This window comes from Vibrio sp. SCSIO 43133, from assembly GCF_023716845.1.
GTDB lineage: Bacteria > Pseudomonadota > Gammaproteobacteria > Enterobacterales > Vibrionaceae > Vibrio > Vibrio mediterranei.
The window spans coordinates 1,818,410-1,833,797 of the sequence record NZ_CP068025.1 but is presented as its reverse complement, the minus strand read 5'-3'; the positions used below and the strand labels follow the sequence as shown (position 1 = coordinate 1,833,797).

Genomic DNA, 15,388 nt, shown 5'->3' with positions numbered 1-15,388 from the left:
AGCGTTATAAATAATCACGAAATGACACATTTATTAATAAATACTTATGAATTTAAAAAAACGATATATTTTGCTCATTACCTGTGTGGGAATATTAATTGGTTGGCTGAGTTTTGGCGGCACTGCTGCAATTATGCACAAAACATCCAGCACCGAATTTTGTCTTTCCTGCCATACGATGCAGATCCCTTATGAGGAATATCAAGGCTCCATCCACTTTACGAACGCAAAAGGTATTCGCGCAGAATGTTCAGACTGCCATATACCAAGTGACCCACTCGATTACGTCATCACTAAAATCCGTGCTTCAAAAGATATCTATCACGAGTTTGTAACCGGCAAAATTGATGATGAAGACAAATATGAAGCACATCGTATGGAGATGGCAGAAACTGTTTGGGCGCAATTGCGTGCGAATGACTCCGCCACCTGTCGCTCATGTCACTCATTTGATGCAATGGATACCTACGAGCAATCTGAAGATGCCGCAAAAATGCACGAGTACGGTATTGCTAACAATCAAACATGTATTGACTGCCACAAGGGCGTCGCTCACTTCGCGCCTGAACCGGAGCTTGATACCGAAGCTTATAACCGTGTCGTTGCGCAAACGGATAACACACCAGCAGATGCAACGACGGTTTACTCCGTAGGGCCTATAGCTCTGCAAGAACTCGGCACCATCAATCCTGCTGTAGAAATGTCCGTGGTTAAACACACTGACACTACTCGCACAGTGGCGCTGTCAGGCTACCAAATGAAAGGGGCAGAACAAGTCCTATATATGGGCAAAGGGCAGCGAAACATCATCGCAACACTTTCAGACGCGGGTCAACAAGCACTGAACGTTGGCGAGTTCGAAGCAGACGAGTATGGAAATGAATGGCGTACTGCCACCCTCACCACCGACATTACTGAACCAGTATTAGGCAGTCCGGATGCATTGTGGGGCTATGCCGAAGAGCTAGACAATGTTTACTGCTCGACTTGCCACGCAAAAATCCCAGCGAACCACTTTACGGTCAATGCATGGGGACCGGTTGCAAAAGGTATGGGTGATCGCACCGATATCTCAGCTCTTGATTTAGAAATTCTCACTAAGTTCTTCCAAAACCACGCAAAAGACGTGGCTGGTCACTAAAAATAAGGAAAGCGTTATGACAGATATTACACGTCGTGGATTCCTCAAAGGTTCAAGTATGGCAGCAGGTGCGCTCGCTTTTACTTCCTTGACTCCCCTATCCGTTTCAGCAGCATCAAAACGAGGCTCAGGTGTTCTAACCGCAGGCCGCATGGGACCGATGCTTTGTGAAGTGGTTGATGGAAAGCTGATTTCCACTAAGAATGCGCTTGCTCAAACGGTACCAAATAGCTTGCAAACTACAGGTCCAGATCAGGTATACACTAAAGCTCGTATCAAATATCCAATGGTGCGCAAGGGGTATCTCGAAAACCCTGAAGCACCAGCAGGCGAACGTGGCAAAGACGAGTATGTTCGCGTGTCATGGGACGATGCCTACAAGCTGATTCACGAGCAGCATATGCGAATCCGTAAAGCTAATGGTGCAGAATCGGTATTTGCTGGTTCGTACGGCTGGCGTTCATCTGGTGTACTTCACAAAGCGCAAACTCTATTACAACGTTATATGAGTTTGGCAGGTGGCTACTCAGGTCACCTAGGTGATTACTCTACTGGTGCCGCGCAAGTTATCATGCCTCACGTTATGGGCTCGATTGAGGTGTATGAGCAGCAAACTACACACCCAATGGTGCTGGAAAACAGTGACGTCGTTGTGCTTTGGGGTATGAACCCACTAAACACCCTTAAGATCGCTTGGAGTTCAACGGACTGCTCTGGTTTGGAGTTCTTCCACCAGCTTAAGAAGTCTGGCAAAACCATTATCGCTATCGACCCAATGCGCTCTGAAACCATTGATTTCTTCGAAGACAAAGTCCAATGGATCGCGCCTCGCCCAATGACAGACGTTGCTATGCTCATGGGTATCGCACACACCTTGGTTAAGAAAGGTAAGCACGATAAAGCCTTCCTAGATAAGTACACCACTGGTTATGACCAATTCGAAGCTTACTTGTTAGGCAAAGAAGACGGTGTAGAGAAAACTTCAGAGTGGGCAGCGGATATCACAGGTGTTCCAGCTAAACAAATTGAGTTGCTTGCTGACATCTTCAGCGACAATCGCACCATGCTTATGGCTGGTTGGGGTATTCAGCGTCAACAATTTGGCGAGCAGCGTCACTGGATGATTGCTACATTGGCGGCAATGTTAGGTCAAATTGGTCTCCCTGGCGGTGGCTTTGGTTTCTCTTACCATTACTCAAACGGTGGTAACCCAACACGAGACGCTGGCGTTCTGCCTGCAATTTCTGCGTCTATTGGCGGTGGTTCGTCTGCGGGTAATGACTGGGCCATTTCAGGCGCAGTCAATTCATTCCCAGTTGCTCGAATTGTTGAAGCCTTAGAAAACCCTGGAAAAGCGTACCAACACAACGGTCATGAAAAAACCTTCCCGGACATTAAGATGATCTGGTGGGCTGGCGGTGCAAACTTTACCCACCACCAAGATACCAACCGTTTGATCAAAGCGTGGCAAAAACCTGAGCTCATTGTTATCTCAGAGATCTACTGGACCGCAGCAGCTAAACACGCTGACATCGTACTGCCTATCACCACCTCATTCGAACGTAATGATATGACGATGACGGGTGACTACAGTAACCAGCATCTCGTACCGATGAAAAAAGTCGTTGAGCCTCAAGGTGAAGCACGTAATGACTTCGACGTGTTTGCTGATATGTCCGAGCTTATCAAAGCAGGTGGTCGCGATGTCTACACCGAAGGCAAATCTGAAATGGATTGGCTAAAAGGTTTCTATGAAGCGGCTCAAAAAGGCGGTCGTGCTGCACGCGTTCGTATGCCTAACTTTGGTAAGTTCTGGGATACTAATGAACTGATCGAAATGAAGTTCAATAAGAAAGCGGCTGGATTTGTTCGCCACGCTGACTTTAGAAAAGATCCGGTGATGAACCCGCTTGGCACACCAAGTGGCAAAATTGAGATCTATTCGAAAACCATTGAAGGCTATGGCTACGAAGATTGCCCAGCACACCCTACTTGGATGGAGCCGACCGAGTTCTTCGGCTCAGCTAAAGATGGCGAGCTACAGCTAATGACAGCGCACGCTGCTCACCGCCTACACAGTCAATTTAACTACGCTAAGCTTCGTGAAGAATATGCAATCGCTAACCGCGAGCCGATTTCAATTAACACTGAAGATGCGAAGAAGTATGGAATCAAGTCCGGCGACTTGGTTCGTGCATACAATGACCGTGGCCAAGTATTAGTTGGAGCGCTGGTTACCGATGGCATCAAACAAGGTTCTGTTTGTATCCATGAGGGTGGCTGGCCTGACCTTGATCCTGAAACTGGCATGTGCCGAAATGGTGGTGCGAACGTGCTGACTAGCGATATTCCAACTTCACGTCTTGCTAACGGATGTGCAGCGAACTCTTCATTAGTCCGTATCGAGAAGTACACTGGCAAAGTACCGGGATTAATGGCATTCACTCCGCCAAAGAATGCGTAATGTAATTCGGTAAGCAAAACGGGAAACCTAAAGGTTTCCCGTTTTTTCATTGTATAAATATCACGTCAGTCGTTATTTAACCTGAACAATCGTAAACTGCTCTTCAGGCGCCACGATCTCTTCCTGAGCTGCAATAGTTTGTAGTTCCCATTCTTGACGGTTTTGCGTCTCTTTTAAAATGGCATAGCTGGCATTATTCGCGTGAGCAAAAGCTTGCTCGGCCGTCCAGCCCTTTAATAATCCAGCTGTGAATAACGCCGAGATCAAATCACCAACACCAACCGGTTGTTTTGTAAATGTCAGATGTGGACGTTGAGCAATAAAGCAGCCCTCATGCGTTGCCAACATCATGGTAAATTTATCGTTAGAAATACTATGTAGGTGCTTCACCAGTACCATCTTAGGTCCCAATGTCAGTGCTTTCTGGCACGCCGCTACGGCATCTTCTAATGATTCAATATCCATCTGGGTGAACTGGCTGAGTTCAAACTGATTAGGAACGATAACGTCTGCCATTGGCATAACGTCATTAACTAAATACTCGGTGGTTCCTTGAGGGACAATACAACCTTTCTCCGGGTCACCCATCACTGGGTCACAGACATAAATAGCATCCGGGTTTCGCTGCTTCACTTTAGTGACGGCATCCTTAACTGCAAGACACTGCTCTGCACTACCTTGGTAACCAGACAACACCGCATTGCAGTCCTTTAGCTGACCAATATTGTCGATACCAGCGATAAGCTCTGAAATGTCTTCTGCCGAAAATGCTTTCCCTGTCCAACCTTGTTGATACTGAGTGTGGTTTGAAAACTGCACGGTGTGAATTGGCCACACTTCAAAACCCATTCTCTGAAGTGGGAAAACCGCAGAGCTGTTACCTGCGTGACCGTAAACCACATGCGATTGAATAGAGATAACACCTTTCATTGGAACTCCTGCACATTATTGTTCTGATTTAATTCATTGTATTTTCAATATGAGCGCCATCTTGTCAGCAAACAAGAGAAAGGTAATAAATTTCTTATCAGATATTCATAAGTTTCTTTAAACTGTATTGGAAACAAAAGCGTACACTTGTTTCTTCGTCTACGCTTTTTACATAGAATTGCTCCAAAAACGGTCTAACAATATTAAAAACCAAGGACTTTAGTTTGATTGAACACCACTTTCGCGACTTTGTTGCAGATAAATTAAACATCTATATGTCGACAGGCGAGCTCGATGGCGGAACGATGACACTCGTGTTAATCGTTATAAGCTTAGCCATTGCGCTGATATGTTTTATGGTTGCCCATCATGTGTTTGTGCGTTTCTTTAATCATATTCTGCTCAAAACCAATAAACCTCTGGCGGAATGCGTCACTAATAATCGTGTATTCGAAAAACTCTCTATTCTTACACCACTGTTAGTACTAAACATATTCATACCCATTGCCATCAGCCACTATGACATTCTATCGACAGTAATTGATCGAATCTTAGCCATTTTGATTTTGCTTGTGATTCTCTGGATGGTGTATTGCTTCTTAGATGCGGTGAACGATCTGGCAACTTACAAAGGCATCACGCGTCGCATGCCTATAAAGAGTTTTGTCCAACTGATTAAGCTGTTTACCTTCTTTATTGGCGTCATTGTTACTATTTCAATATTGGCCAATGAAGCGCCCGTAATCTTGTTCTCAGGACTTGGGGTGGCGACTGGTTTTGTCATGCTGGTCTTCAAAGACACTATATTGGGGTTTGTAGCCGGTATTCAGCTTTCAGCTAACCGAATGGTGAGCCTCAATGACTGGATACAAATGGACTCTTATGGCGCGAACGGTACTGTAGAAGAGATCTCGCTCACTACCATTAAGGTTCGCAACTTCGATAATACTGTCAGCATGCTACCTGCCTATGCATTAGTGCAAAATGCTTTCATTAACTGGCAAGGAATGTCTGACTCTGGAGGGCGTAGAATTACTCGTTCAGTCAATTTAGATGTAACATCGATTCGGTTTGTTTCCAAAGAAGAAGTTGAAGAACTCACCAAACTTCGTTTATTGAGACAGTATATTTTTGAGAAGTCTAAAGAGATGGACGACTACAATCAGAGCTTGGAGCAAGATGACCTAGAAGCGAATCAACGTAAGTTCACCAACATCGGACTGTTTCGAGCTTATTTGAATGCCTACTTGCACGCGAACAAAGACATTCATCAGTATATGTTGATTATGGTCAGACAACTTCAACCAACACCAGAAGGGATACCGCTACAGATCTACGGTTTCACCAACACCACCGATTGGGGACTCTATGAAGGCATTCAATCTGATCTTTTCGATCATATCTATGCCATCATGCCACTATTCGGACTGCGACCATTTCAACAGCTTACTAGCCATGATTTCACTGCCAGTAATAGCTCACACTCTTCAAAAATCTAACTTCAATTCTCTGGCCTGAGGCGTAACACGCCTCAGCATCAGCCAATAAAACTTTTATAAATCCCATATTATTTCGCATATAAGCCATTAAATTTTCTATCTAAATATATTGTTTATCGATTGGTAACTAGCTCATTATTTCGGCACTAATCACGCCTGTTATGCTTCCCTTCCAACAATAGTATTGGTAGTAAACACCTGCCTTTTGAGACGTTGCTTACTCGTAAGGTTGCCAAGTCGAATACAATTAGATTCGACTTTTTTAGCGTCATAGTTTGCCCAATCACATTATAAGACGACGCTACAGGACGAAAGCAGTCGTTACACTCTCAGCCTCAAGGATGGTATAGACAATCGAAGTTAACTATGCACAACACTATTACCATTGATCCATTACAGTCGTTTTTGATCGCGATTGTTGTCCTGTTCGTCGGTAACTTTCTTAAAAAAAGAGTCGCCTTTCTCGACAAATACAATATCCCAGAGCCAATCATAGGCGGTCTTATTGCTGCTGTCTTAATCACGATTCCGCACTTAAATGGTATTGCGATTGAATTTTCACTGCCGTTAAAAGATACCTTTATGATGCTGTTTTTCAGCACAGTGGGTTTGACAGCTAGTTACAAACAGCTTGCTAAAGGTGGTTTTAAAGTCTTTTTGTTTCTGTTTGTCGCAACGGTCTACATCATTATTCAAAATGGTGTAGGTGTAGCGCTAGCATCAGCGCTTGGCTTGAATCCACTTATGGGATTAATCGCTGGTTCAATCACGCTTTCTGGTGGGCATGGTACTGGCGCAGCATGGGCGGGCACATTTACCGAGCAATATGGCATTCAGAATACACTTGAGCTTGCTATGGCTTCCGCCACATTTGGTCTTATCATTGGTGGCATCATCGGTGGTCCAGTTGGGAACCGACTAGCAACCAAGAACAAGCTAAGTTCAGAGTTTGGCGTAAAGCATGATATTCACGCCTCACACCCAGAACTTATGACATACGACGAGGCTCAGCAAGACAAAGTCACCTCTAAAAGTATCGTTGAAGTGATTGGTCTGCTTATGATTTGCGTCGTAGGTGCTAAAACCCTCGGACCAATGATTAAGTCGCTTGGCATTCGCTGGCTTATGATCCCTGACTTTGTCTACGCACTCTTTATTGGGGTCATCATCACCAATCTATTTGAGGCAACAGGGATTAAACGTATCAATATGGAAACGGTTCATATATTAGGAACGACTTCTCTCAACTTCTTCTTGTCGATGGCCCTGATGAGTTTACAGCTTTGGGAGATATACAATCTCGCGGTACCGTTCCTGATAATTCTCACGGTTCAAACTATCGTAATGGCATTATTTGCGTATTTCGTGACGTTTCGAGTGATGGGAAAGAACTATGATGCTGCAGTTATCGCCAGTGGACATTGCGGTTTTGGGATGGGAGCTACACCGACTGCCGTGATGAATATGGGCTCAACAGTAAGCCGTTTTGGGCCGTCACCAATGGCTTTCATGGTCGTACCTATTGTAGGCGCTTTCTTTATCGACTTAACCAACCTAATTATCATTCAAAGCTACATCTTCTTTATTGGTTGATACCGCTCACGATAGGCCCAGAGCTTGGATAATCATCTCAGGCTCTTGGGTCTCTTCTATATCGAACCGTCTACAACTGTTTTTCTATCATTTGGGTAATTTTAGTGTCAGTAGGAGAAATACCTGAAGAGAATACACCAACCACCGCACCATTTTTGTCGATAAGATATTTGTAGAAATTCCACTTTGGGGAAACCCCGCTCTGCTTAGCTATTTCGGAAAACACCGGGTTGGCTTGCTGTCCTTTCACTGAACTGCGCGCCATCATTGGAAATGTGACGCCAAAATTGAGAAAGCAGACTTTCGCGGTATTCTCTTCGCTGCCACGATCTTGGTTGAAGTCGTTCGATGGGAAACCAACAACACTAAAGCCTTGGTCCTTAAATTGATTATGTAGCTGTTCTAATTGCTCAAACTGTCCGGTAAAGCCACATTGACTCGCGGTATTAACCACCAATAGTACTTTGCCCTGAAACTGCTCACACAGATTGACATCATTCGTCGAGTTTAAGGCTCTTTGAGTTGAATTGAGTATCGTAGGACAAGAGGCTGCCAATGTCTCTTTCGCTAGTAAGCCAAATAGTAGTCCTAAGACCAATGCTTTTAAAACCATGCTCATACTCACCTCCCTTAGACAATGATTTGTTTACGGGTAAGAATAAGAATAGTTCATCGGCAACGATGCTCAAGAATTGAAATAATCACTTATTTGATGCATAAAAATTCAGCCACATAAAGTGGCTGAATTCTAATACGTTACATTGTAATGCGTTGGCTTTAAGGCGGGCTTAGTTCATTTTACTTTAAAAGACTAAAGCGTTGCTCTGAATTGTTCTAACAACTCACGCTGAGCATCGGTCAGATTGGTCGGTGTTTCAACTTGAATCTTCACCAATAGATCGCCCGTTTCACCTTTACGATTTGTTATGCCTTTACCAGTCATCTTGAACTTGCGCCCAGTTTGCGTACCCGCAGGGATTTTAAGCTTAAAGCGACTGTCTAGCACATTCACTTCTACTTCCCCCCCCAGAGCTGCAGTGACCATATCAACCTTGGTATTGCAGATAAGGTCATTACCATCGCGATCTAAAAACGCATGTGACCTGGTTGCAATAACGAGTAGTAAATCACCCGCAGGCCCACCATTGACACCTAATCCACCTTTACCTGAGTAGCGAATCTTTTCGCCATCTTTGATACCGGCAGGGATCTTTACATTGATCTTTTTCTGTTCACCATTGATTGGCAATTCGACCGTTTTTTCAGCCCCTTGAACCGCATCAATAAAGTCGACCGTCAGAGTATATTCTTGGTCTTGCCCTTTTTGAGCGCGCGGACGCCCACGACCACCTCGAGCTTGTGAGAAGATATCCTCAAAGCCACCAAAGCCGCCGCCACCGAAGCTACCTCCGCCAAAACCGCCACCTCGTTGACGGAATGCGTCACCGAAGATGTCTTCGAACCCACCGCCGCCATGACCACCGTGACCGCCATGTCCACCAAAGCCACCACCTTCGAATGCCGCATGACCAAATTGGTCGTACTGACTACGTTTTTCTTTGTCCGTTAGAATTTCATAAGCTTCTTTTACTTCTTTGAAATTCGCTTCTGCCGTCGCATCTCCGGGATTTTTATCGGGGTGATATTTCATCGCCAACTTCTTGTAGGCTTTTTTAATATCTTTCTCTGAGGCTCCCTTGGAGACACCTAGCACGCTGTAATAATCTCGTTTTGACATGCTAAAACCTCACTCAATTTCTCACTCAAACGGAAAAAAGGGCGTATGAGTTCCCTCTTACGCCCTGAATACCGATAAGTTTATGTATTTATGAACATAACTCAACTTTTAATTGCTCGAAAACAATTATCTGTCGGTGGCGTTACTTCACTTCTTCGAAGTCAGCTTCAACCACATCGTCATCAACATTTGATTTAGCTTGAGCCTCACCATTTGCCGCTTGAGCTTTCTGTTGAGCGATTTCCATTAGCTTTTGAGCTGCAGCCATTAGCGCTTGTACTTTCGCGTCGATCGCTTCTTTGTCTTCACCCTTGCGAGCTTCTTCAAGCTCAGTGATCGCTGCTTCGATCTTCTCTTTCTCTTCTGCAGGTAGCGCTTCACCAGCTTCTTCTACTTGCTTACGAGTACTATGAATCACTTGGTCAGCTTGGTTACGTGCCGTTGCTAGCTCTTCGAACTTCTTGTCCGCTTCTTTGTTAGCTTCTGCTTCTTGAACCATTTTCTCAATGTCTGCATCGCTCAGGCCACCTGAAGCTTGGATAGTGATCTTCTGCTCTTTGCCAGTCGATTTATCTTTCGCAGAAACATTCAAGATACCATTGGCATCAATATCGAACGTCACTTCAATCTGTGGCAATCCACGTGGCGCAGGCTGAATACCCTCTAGATTGAATTGACCTAGAGACTTGTTGTACATCGCTTGCTTACGCTCACCTTGAACAACGTGAATAGTCACAGCACTTTGGTTATCTTCTGCGGTTGAGAATACTTGATTCGCTTTAGTTGGAATCGTCGTGTTCTTCTCAACTAGCTTAGTCATTACGCCGCCCATAGTCTCGATACCTAGAGACAAAGGAGTAACGTCTAGCAGAAGTACGTCTTTAACATCACCAGCTAGTACACCACCTTGAACTGCAGCACCCATTGCTACTGCTTCATCTGGGTTCACGTCACGGCGAGCTTCTTTACCGAAGAACTCAGCCACTTTCGCTTGAACCATAGGCATACGCGTTTGGCCACCAACAAGAATGATATCGTTGATATCACTAACAGTTAACTCGGCATCCGCAAGTGCGGTTTTCAACGGCTCAATTGAACGCATCACGAGATCTTCAACTAGAGATTCTAGTTTCGCACGAGTCACTTTTACGTTCATGTGCTTAGGACCCGTTGCGTCAGCTGTTACATACGGTAGATTCACATCAGTTTGAGAAGTAGAAGAAAGCTCGATCTTCGCTTTTTCTGCTGCTTCTTTAACACGCTGCATTGCTAGTGGATCGTTTTTAAGATCAATACCTTGCTCTTTCTTAAACTCATCAACCAAATAGTTGATTAGACGGTTGTCAAAGTCTTCACCACCAAGGTGTGTGTCACCATTAGTTGCAAGAACTTCAAAGGTTTGCTCGCCTTCGACTTCATCAATCTCAATGATAGAGATATCGAATGTACCACCACCAAGGTCATACACAGCGACGGTGCGGTCACCACCTTTCTTGTCTAGACCGTAAGCAAGTGCTGCTGCTGTTGGTTCATTGATGATACGTTTAACTTCTAGACCTGCGATACGACCAGCATCTTTAGTTGCTTGACGCTGTGCATCGTTAAAGTAAGCAGGAACTGTGATAACAGCGCCAGTTACTTCCTCACCAAGGAAATCTTCCGCAGTTTTCTTCATTTTCTTAAGTACTTCAGCAGATACTTGAGGAGCCGCCATTTGTTGGCCTTTTGCTTCTACCCACGCATCACCGTTGTCCGCCTTAACGATTTTGTAAGGCATGATTTCGATATCACGCTGAACTTCTTCGTCTTCAAAACGACGACCGATTAGACGCTTAATAGCAAATAGCGTGTTCTCTGGGTTTGTAACTGCTTGACGTTTTGCAGGTTGACCTACTAGCGTTTCGCCGTCTGTATAAGCGATAACCGATGCGGTTGTGCGCTCACCTTCAGCATTTTCGATTACGCGTGGTTTGTCGCCATCGAGCACTGCAACACATGAATTTGTTGTACCTAAATCAATACCAATAATTTTACTCATAATAATACCTCTCCTCTTCGCATTATTTTTTTTAATGCAAAGTATATAATTCTATTCTTTATTTGAGTGCAAGTATTTCACTCTTGCACTCTAGATGTCGCTACACTGCATGTGTAGGCAGCAATACTTTTTAGATAAGGCTAGTGAGATCCAATTTCAAATCGAATTCTAAAATCGCCTTATCACATTTCACTTCTCAATGATTATTTGTTGATTGAGATTTTACGTGGCTGCATTGCTTCTGGAACTTCACGAACAAGATCAACGTGCAATAAACCATTTTCCATGCTTGCGGCCTTAACGGTTACGTAGTCAGCAAGTTGGAACTTACGTTCAAAGTTACGCTCTGCGATGCCTTGATAAACGTAGTTTGGTTTGGTTTCTACAGACTTAACTTCACCAGAAACGATAAGCATATTTTCGTTCTGAGTAAGAGTTAGGGCATCTTCAGAAAAGCCTGCAACAGCCATCGTAATACGATAGTTATTTTCGTCCTTCTGTTCGATATTGTATGGAGGGTATCCATTAGAAGATGGCTTTTTCGCACTATTTTCCGCTAGGTTGAATAGGCGATCAAAACCAATGGCATGACGGTATAGGGGAGAAAAATCTACATTACGCATAATACTATCCTCATAAATAAGCAATAGTTCTTGATGTTTGATTCACCAAGACCGGAGACATACTCTGTTGCACCTAATTGGCGCCTTAAGACATATGTTCCAAGTGTTAACAGGTTAAAGGAGCTTGTTGATATCGACTATTGCAACGTCAACGTCCTTTGATTACAGTTGCCATTACTTCCCTAATCAGGCGAAGTGGACAACTTAGGAACTCCATTCGGCAGTTCGTGTAATCAATATATGCTTCCGAGACAAACCTGTCAACACTAATATTAGTTTTTTTTATTCTTCTTTCTCTTTGGGCAGCACCGCAACTGTGATCATATCTTTCAGAACGATTTGTTTCGCTAACTGTTGAACATCAGCCGCAGTCACCGCCGATACTAACTGTTTAAACGTCTGCTCATTAGCAAGGTTCTCGGGATAACTTGAAGCTTTGTACATCAGACCAAACCAAAAACCATTATTCTCGTAGCTCTGTTCAATACCATCAATCATAGGCGTCACTGCACGCTTAAGCTCATCATTCGATACACCCGTTTCCTGGATGTCTCTGATCAACTTACTATAGATATCAAACACGATATCGACATTATCAACTGTGGTATTGCTGTTCAAACTAAGATAACCGTAGTCCTTGTACAGTAGTGACTGTGACGAATCTACCCATGGTGAATACGCCTTACCCGTCTTTTCTCGAATAGCATCGTTGACGCGCAGCTGCAAAATAGAACGCAGTACCGCGAATCCAACCACTCGCTTATAATCGCGTCCATCAGGCAAAGAGAAGTAACCCGATGCTAGTGCCGTGTTCTGTTCGCCTTGGTGATACAACGTGTAATGCTCGCCCACATTAAGCTGGATATCATCTCTTGGTCTAGGAACAAAGTCTTGTGCCTTGATATTTAATGCTCCAAACGTCTGAGCGACATAATCCACCGCCTGTTGTTGGGTGATATTACCCAGCAAAGACACTTCGATTGGACCTTGATTAACAGAGCGATCGACAAACTGCTTCAATGCCGTTAACGGTAGTTTGTCGATTACCTCCACTTTCGGGTACTCCCAGCGAGGGTCATCTTGATACAACACCTTGCCAACATTAAAACCTAATACGCCCTCTGGAGTTGTCGGGTAACTGTCATAAACTGACTTGAGGCTCTGTACGGCAAGAGCATGACCGCTTGGTCTGTATCCAGGATGTGTCAAAAATGCCGCTGCCACTTTTAGTTGGTCTAGAGTATCTTGTGGTGGAACTCGGTAGTGACCTTCGATAGCATCATCAGTCAGGTAGTAACTGGCACCAATTTGTCGCCCTGAGAAAATTGACCGCAAATCGTTAATATCATGAGCTTCCAAGCCACCAGCAATGAAGGCAGAGTCAAACAAGGTAGCTAATGGGGCATCTTTCTTTGCAAGATCAAGCTTGCCTTTGCCCACTCGAACACTGATATAGACCGCATTGGATTCAAACTCAGTTGGTTTAACGTTGAGATAAACGCCATTGTCGAATCGATATCGTGTCACATCTCCAAAGGCGGTTTTCTCGATTAGCTTGGCTTTCCCTGGTTGCCCAAAGTTCTGATACGCAAACTGTACTTTTTCTGCTTCTGCATATGGCTTAACTTGTGTCGATTCACTGTCTTTGTATGCCTCTAGTACCGTCTGGGCCGTAACCTTGGACTGGGGTTTGTCCATCACATAAATTCTTGGATGCTTATCGCTCCAATGCTTGTTGAATATTTGGTTATACGCAGAAATCTCTTTCGGTAACACATCACTTTCGAATAATGACAATGCAAATTCATTGCTCGTTGATACCGCTTTATTGTTGATATCATTAACGACACCTGCTGCGTAGCTCGAACTCAGCGTATCTTTAGTGGCTTCGGCATCCAGCTTTAATAATGTGTGATATTTATCTAGTTGGCGCTGAATTTCTTGTTTAGAAAACCCGTACTTAACCGCCTGCCTTAGGGATGATTCCAGCATATTAACCCCAGCCTGCCATTGGTCCGACTTTGTCGCGACACTCAGTTGATTACTCGTAACAACATCAAACTGATTGTAAGAGCCAACATAGGGAGATAACAGTTCGCCTTGGCTTGCGAAAGCGGTTGTCTCTAGACGGTATTGAAGCGCCTGATTAGCTACATAAAGCATGAACTCTTCAACTCGCTTGGCACGAGAATCAGGCGCTCGATTTATAGGCTCTAAGTAGTTAAATTCAACATGTGTCGTCACATTGCTATCTTTAAACACTCTTGCTTCGGCTGTGGTTGGAAACATCACTTGCTTGCTATAAGGAACAATGTCATGACCTTTGTTATCCCAGCTTGCAAATTGTTTCTCTACCATAGAGAACACAGATTGGACGTCAACATCTCCGGCAATAACTAGGGTTGTATGATTAGGCGTGTAATAGTTATGGTAGAACGCTTTTAATCTCGATTGATTAACTTCCTTCATTCCTTCTAACGTGCCAAGTGGAATACGATCGATAATATTCGCCCCTTGAAGTACATAGCTAGACCAATCTTTAAGTATTCTTAAATCTAAAGTTGTTCGTTCGCGAACTTCTGAAGAAATAACGGGTAACTCACGAGCAATAGCATCCTTATCTAGTGTTAATTCTGATGCCGTTTCTCTCATCAAAAACAAGGCCGTCGATAGCGTCTCTTTATCGTTTTTTGGCAGATCTAACATGTAAACCGTCTGCTTAAAGTTCGTTTCTGCGTTACTGTCCTTACCAAAAGACAGTCCGTGTCGCTCGAGAATCTGAATCATGTCGCCTTCAGGCACATTAGTAGAACCGTTAAACGCCATATGCTCTAAAAAGTGCGCAAGACCCGGTTGTTTGCCAGTTTCTTGTAGCGATCCTGCACCAACTCGCATTCGAATCGAAATCGCTTTTTTCGGTTTTACGTTCTGAATTACGACAACCCGCATACCATTGTCTAAGACTTTTACATGCAATTTCTCATTCAACGGCAAATCAGACTGTTCAAACCAAAGGGTTGCTTTATTATTCGGCGTCTCAACATGCGCATTGGTTGCATATGAGAATGATAGAAGGAGCAAGGTAACGATAAATACTGATGATTTCATCAGATAAGCTCGACCTAATTGAGGAAAAACCATATCAAAAATTCCCTGAAAGTTGGTGTTGTCACTTGGGCGTAACAATACACAGATAGTGTGCATAGTTTCTTATTGTATTAAAAACTAACCAATGTCTTTGTAATAGTCTGTAGTAGCGTGTTTCGCAATTACATTGTTGCGAGGCATATGTGACAAATCACCTATTTCATAATTTTTGATAAATCTTTACCCACTATGGTATGGATTGCATAAGAAAATTC

The 15,388-nt window shown here is 43.9% G+C and carries 10 protein-coding genes; 4 read left to right on the top strand and 6 right to left on the bottom strand.

Annotated features, from left to right (window positions below; all coding sequences use genetic code 11):
• Window positions 1–46 precede the first annotated feature (46 nt).
• Entirely contained in the window at window positions 47–1,141 is a 1,095-nt protein-coding gene (locus JKJ11_RS25090) for a NapC/NirT family cytochrome c (RefSeq protein WP_006069328.1), read from the top strand.
• A gap of 16 nt (window positions 1,142–1,157) precedes the next feature.
• On the top strand, window positions 1,158–3,605 hold the full coding sequence (locus JKJ11_RS25085; RefSeq protein ID WP_124941738.1) for a molybdopterin guanine dinucleotide-containing S/N-oxide reductase: 2,448 nt from the start codon (window positions 1,158–1,160) through the stop codon (window positions 3,603–3,605).
• A gap of 72 nt (window positions 3,606–3,677) precedes the next feature.
• On the opposite strand, the gene pdxY is transcribed toward JKJ11_RS25085, so the two are convergent.
• Complete coding sequence (gene pdxY, locus JKJ11_RS25080; RefSeq protein WP_252039512.1) at window positions 3,678–4,535, bottom strand: pyridoxal kinase PdxY; 858 nt, start codon at window positions 4,533–4,535, stop codon at window positions 3,678–3,680.
• 224 nt (window positions 4,536–4,759) lie between these two features.
• On the opposite strand from pdxY, the gene JKJ11_RS25075 reads away from it, so the two are divergent.
• Together JKJ11_RS25075 and gltS are read left to right on the top strand one after the other, a co-directional pair.
• Window positions 4,760–6,034: a mechanosensitive ion channel family protein gene (locus tag JKJ11_RS25075; protein WP_006069331.1), complete on the top strand. Its 1,275-nt coding sequence runs from the start codon at window positions 4,760–4,762 to the stop codon at window positions 6,032–6,034.
• A 366-nt stretch (window positions 6,035–6,400) separates the two neighbouring features.
• Entirely contained in the window at window positions 6,401–7,627 is a 1,227-nt protein-coding gene (gene gltS / locus JKJ11_RS25070; RefSeq protein ID WP_006069332.1) for a sodium/glutamate symporter, read from the top strand.
• A gap of 70 nt (window positions 7,628–7,697) precedes the next feature.
• Here the strand turns inward: gltS and JKJ11_RS25065 are convergent, their stop codons facing one another.
• The 5 genes from JKJ11_RS25065 to JKJ11_RS25045 form a co-directional block, all read right to left on the bottom strand.
• The gene (locus JKJ11_RS25065; RefSeq protein ID WP_252040001.1) at window positions 7,698–8,240 is read right to left on the bottom strand and encodes a glutathione peroxidase; all 543 of its coding nucleotides are present in this window, start codon (window positions 8,238–8,240) and stop codon (window positions 7,698–7,700) included.
• A 198-nt stretch (window positions 8,241–8,438) separates the two neighbouring features.
• Complete coding sequence (locus JKJ11_RS25060) at window positions 8,439–9,365, bottom strand: DnaJ C-terminal domain-containing protein (protein ID WP_038226117.1); 927 nt, start codon at window positions 9,363–9,365, stop codon at window positions 8,439–8,441.
• Window positions 9,366–9,507: 142 nt separating this feature from the next.
• Window positions 9,508–11,403 carry a molecular chaperone DnaK gene (gene dnaK / locus JKJ11_RS25055; protein WP_252039511.1) on the bottom strand — a complete coding sequence of 632 codons (1,896 nt, stop codon included), beginning with the start codon at window positions 11,401–11,403 and terminating at the stop codon, window positions 9,508–9,510.
• A gap of 203 nt (window positions 11,404–11,606) precedes the next feature.
• Entirely contained in the window at window positions 11,607–12,026 is a 420-nt protein-coding gene (locus tag JKJ11_RS25050) for an Hsp20 family protein (RefSeq protein ID WP_031493751.1), read from the bottom strand.
• 282 nt (window positions 12,027–12,308) lie between these two features.
• Complete coding sequence (locus tag JKJ11_RS25045) at window positions 12,309–15,167, bottom strand: M16 family metallopeptidase (protein ID WP_252039510.1); 2,859 nt, start codon at window positions 15,165–15,167, stop codon at window positions 12,309–12,311.
• Window positions 15,168–15,388: the final 221 nt, after the last annotated feature.

Excerpts from the sequence above, each read along its gene's own strand:
- dnaK (WP_252039511.1), bottom strand. The coding sequence starts at position 11,403 with ATGAGTAAAATTATTGGTATTGATTTAGGTACAACAAATTCATGTGTT.
- JKJ11_RS25060 (WP_038226117.1), bottom strand. The coding sequence starts at position 9,365 with ATGTCAAAACGAGATTATTACAGCGTGCTAGGTGTCTCCAAGGGAGCC.
- JKJ11_RS25045 (WP_252039510.1), bottom strand. The coding sequence starts at position 15,167 with ATGGTTTTTCCTCAATTAGGTCGAGCTTATCTGATGAAATCATCAGTA.
- gltS (WP_006069332.1), top strand. The coding sequence starts at position 6,401 with ATGCACAACACTATTACCATTGATCCATTACAGTCGTTTTTGATCGCG.
- JKJ11_RS25090 (WP_006069328.1), top strand. The coding sequence starts at position 47 with ATGAATTTAAAAAAACGATATATTTTGCTCATTACCTGTGTGGGAATA.
- pdxY (WP_252039512.1), bottom strand. The coding sequence starts at position 4,535 with ATGAAAGGTGTTATCTCTATTCAATCGCATGTGGTTTACGGTCACGCA.
- JKJ11_RS25050 (WP_031493751.1), bottom strand. The coding sequence starts at position 12,026 with ATGCGTAATGTAGATTTTTCTCCCCTATACCGTCATGCCATTGGTTTT.
- JKJ11_RS25065 (WP_252040001.1), bottom strand. The coding sequence starts at position 8,240 with ATGGTTTTAAAAGCATTGGTCTTAGGACTACTATTTGGCTTACTAGCG.
- JKJ11_RS25085 (WP_124941738.1), top strand. The coding sequence starts at position 1,158 with ATGACAGATATTACACGTCGTGGATTCCTCAAAGGTTCAAGTATGGCA.